Source organism: Mesorhizobium sp. M7A.F.Ca.US.014.04.1.1, assembly GCF_003998745.1.
Lineage (GTDB): Bacteria > Pseudomonadota > Alphaproteobacteria > Rhizobiales > Rhizobiaceae > Mesorhizobium > Mesorhizobium ciceri.
Genome location: NZ_RZRW01000592.1, coordinates 1 through 3428 on the forward strand (window position 1 = coordinate 1; position 3428 = coordinate 3428).

The 3428-nt window shown below is 64.1% G+C and carries 5 protein-coding genes; 4 read left to right on the forward strand and 1 reads right to left on the reverse strand.

The features are described 5' to 3' along the window. The 4 genes from EOA22_RS28155 to EOA22_RS28170 all read left to right on the forward strand — a co-directional run. Nucleotides 1–204: laccase domain-containing protein (locus EOA22_RS28155; RefSeq protein ID WP_206521345.1), on the forward strand; the 204-nt coding region annotated here is incomplete at its 5' end. Then, the gene (locus tag EOA22_RS28160) at nt 204–1355 is read left to right on the forward strand and encodes a Xaa-Pro peptidase family protein (protein WP_013530004.1); all 1152 of its coding nucleotides are present in this window, start codon (nt 204–206) and stop codon (nt 1353–1355) included. The genes EOA22_RS28155 and EOA22_RS28160, both read left to right, overlap by 1 nt. A 43-nt stretch (nt 1356–1398) precedes the next feature. After that, nucleotides 1399–2028, forward strand: coding sequence for a hypothetical protein (locus EOA22_RS28165; protein ID WP_063168841.1), 630 nt, complete (start codon nt 1399–1401; stop codon nt 2026–2028). Nucleotides 2029–2265: 237 nt separating this feature from the next. Further along, a complete protein-coding gene (locus tag EOA22_RS28170) occupies nt 2266–3201 on the forward strand; it encodes a ribose-phosphate pyrophosphokinase (RefSeq protein ID WP_127390385.1) in 936 nt (311 codons plus the stop codon). Between the two features lie 12 nt (nt 3202–3213). Here EOA22_RS28170 and EOA22_RS28175 read toward each other — a convergent pair. Then, nucleotides 3214–3428 (reverse strand): AraC family transcriptional regulator (locus EOA22_RS28175; RefSeq protein ID WP_164755905.1); only part of this gene is annotated, 215 nt, incomplete at its 5' end.

The window sequence follows — 3428 nt, forward strand, 5'->3', positions numbered from 1 at the left end:
CCGTCCGCCAATGCCGGCCATGCGATGTTCGACCTCAACCGCTACACGGTTGACCGGCTGGCCAAGGCAGGCGTGACGGCTGAGGGCCTCGACCGCTGCACTTACGCTGAGGAAGGCCTGTTCTACTCCTATCGGCGCACCACGCATCGCAAGGAGCCCGATTACGGCCGGCAGGTTTCGGCAATTGTCTTGGAGAGGGAATAATGGCGCTGCATTTTGAACGATCTGAATTTGACGCGCGGCGCGACCGGCTGATCATCGAGATGGCCGAAAAGAAGCTCGACGCCATCCTGCTGTTCGCGCAGGAAAGCATGTATTGGCTGACCGGCTACGACACGTTCGGCTTCTGCTTCTTCCAGTGCCTGGTGGTCAAGGCCGACGGTTCGATGGTGCTTCTGACCCGCTCGGCCGACCTGCGCCAGGCACGTCAGACCTCGATTATCGACAACATCGTCTTGTGGACCGACCGCAACGGCGCCAATCCCGCGGTCGACCTGCGCAATCTGCTCAACGAACTCGACCTGCTCGGCGCCCGCATCGGTGTCGAATATGACACCCACGGCCTGACCGCCTTCAACGGCCGCCGCCTGGACGAGCAGTTGCAGACCTTCGGCCAGATCGCCGATGCGTCCGGCATTGTCGGCCGGCTGCGCCTGTTCAAGAGCCCGGCCGAGATAGCCAAGGCCGAGAAGGCCGCCAATCTCTCCGACGATGCGCTCGACGCGGCACTGCCGCTGATCAAGCAAGGCGGCGACGAAGCTCTGATCCTGGCCGCCATGCAGGGCGCGATCTTCGCCGGCGGCGGCGACTATCCGGCCAACGAGTTCATCATCGGCTCCGGCGTCGATGCGCTGCTGTGCCGCTACAAGGCCGGCCGCCGCAAGCTCACCAAGAACGACCAGCTGACGCTCGAATGGGCCGGCGTCTTCAACCACTACCATGCGCCGATGATGCGCACGGTGCTGACCGGCAAGGTGTCGAAGCGCCATCAGGAACTGTTCGACGCCGCCCGCGCAGCACTCCTGGCTGTCGAGAAGGCGATGATGCCGGGCAACAGCTTCGGCGACGTCTTCGATGCGCATGCCCGCACCATGGAGGCACACGGCCTGACCAAGCACCGGCTGAACGCCTGCGGCTATTCGGTCGGCGCCCGCTTCACCCCGTCCTGGATGGACATGCCGATGTTCTACCAGGGCAATCCCGAACCGATCGCGCCCAACATGACGCTGTTCGCCCATATGATCATCATGGACTCCGACACCGAGACGGCGATGACGCTTGGCCGCACCTACCTGACCACCGAATCCCAGCCCAGGCCGCTGTCCCGCCATGATCTCGACTTGATCGTAAAGTGAATCCACAGTGGGAGGCGTTCTTCGCCAAGGAGTTAGAAGGCAAATGAGACGATCGCATGTGACGACCGTGTCATTGCTTGTGGCATTGGCTCTTGCCGCCTGCACCAACGCAAAGGACGTGCTCGAACCGTCGGCGATCACCCCGCCGGCGACGTCGACCCAGACGCTGCCCGCAACGTCAGGCAACACGGCGGCAACGGTTCCGGCCGGGCCCGCCACCAGCACGTCTGGCGCTCCCGCAACCGCCGCCGCACCGGTCACATCAGCCCAAAGCGCTGCCATCCTGTCGAAGACCCGCTTGCAGATCGCGCCGATCGTCGGCGCTTCGGTGGAAGCTGCGACACCTCTGACGGCGGAGTTGCAGACCCGTGCCAGGCAGCGCGGCATCACTCTCGCCGGCAGCGCCGACCAGACCGTGACACATGTGCTGAAAGGCTATTTCTCGACGATGTCGGAAGGCGCCGACACCACCGTCATCTATGTCTGGGACGTCTATGACCCCGCTGGCAACCGGCTGCACCGCATCAATGGCCAGCAGAAGGCTCCGTCGGTCAATTCCGGCGCCAGCGCGGGCGGCGACAGCTGGAAGGGGATCTCGCCGGCCACCATGCAGGCGATCGCCGACCAGACCATCGACCAGTTCGCCGCCTGGCTCGGCGGCAAGGCGGGCTAGAGGCATCGGACCCCAAAGTGGAGACGGTTTTGGGAAAATCCGATGCCCAATGAGAAGAAGAACCAGCACAAGTCCCCTGCTCCCTGTTGCAGTCCGGCGATGGCGCGGAGCTTTCTTGAGTTTAGCCGGCGGATTCCCGATCTCGGCGCTTGCAATACCAGCGCGGGCCGCTAAAAGCCCGGTTAAAGGGCGCAAGCGAGTCCGTCAGGCCTCATCATCCTCCACCAGGAACCGTGCATGAAACTCTTCGCGGGCAATTCCAACAGGGTGCTGGCCGAAGCAGTCGCCCGGTACCTCAACGTCCCGCTGGGCAAAGCCACGGTCAGGCGCTTCGCCGACCAGGAAATCTTCGTCGAAATCCAGGAAAACGTGCGCGGCGAGGATGTCTTCATCCTGCAGTCGACCTCGTTCCCGACCAACGATCATTTGATGGAATTGCTTATCATGATCGATGCCTTCATGCGCTCCTCGGCCAAGCGCATCACGGCGGTCATCCCTTATTTCGGCTACGCCAGGCAGGACCGCCGCGCCTCCGGCCGCACGCCGATCTCGGCCAAGCTGGTCGCCAACATGATCACCCGCGCCGGCGTCGACCGCGTTCTGACGCTCGACCTGCATGCCGGCCAGATCCAGGGCTTCTTCGACATCCCGACCGACAATCTGTTTTCCGTGCCGGTGATGGCCCGCGACGTGAAGGCCAAATACAAGCAACTCGGCAACGTCGTGGTGGTTTCGCCCGACATTGGCGGCGTGGTCCGCGCCCGTGCGCTGGCCAAGCGCTTCGATGCGCAACTGGCCATCGTCGACAAGCGCCGCGAACGGCCGGGCGAATCGGAAGTCATGAACATCATCGGCGCGGTCGCCGGCAAGGATTGCCTGCTGATCGACGACATCGTCGATTCCGGCGGCACGCTGTGCAACGCCGCCGCTGCGCTGCTGGCCAACGGCGCCCCCAGCGTCACCGCCTATATCACCCACGGCGTGCTGTCGGGCGGTGCCGTTGCCCGCATCAGCGGCTCGAAGCTGCAGGAACTGGTGATCACCGATTCCATCCAGCCGACCCAGGGCGTGCTCGACGCGCCCAACATCCGCGTCATCTCGATCGCCGACCTGATGGGCGAAGCCATCTCGCGCACGGCGACTGAGGAATCGGTGTCCAGCCTGTTCGACTAAACCCGCCTGCCCTTAAGGCGCGGAGCTTTCCAACCGAACCGGGCCGATCAGGCGACGAGCGACCTCGACGTTCTCGCGTGCGCCGCGCATATAGCCGCGCGGCGAGGTCCCCAGCATGCGCTTGAACATGGTGATGAAGGCCGGCACGCTGTCATAGCCGAGATCAAGCGCCACCCTGGTGATCGGCTCGCCGTCCGCCAGCCTGGGCAGCGCCGCGAACAGGCTCG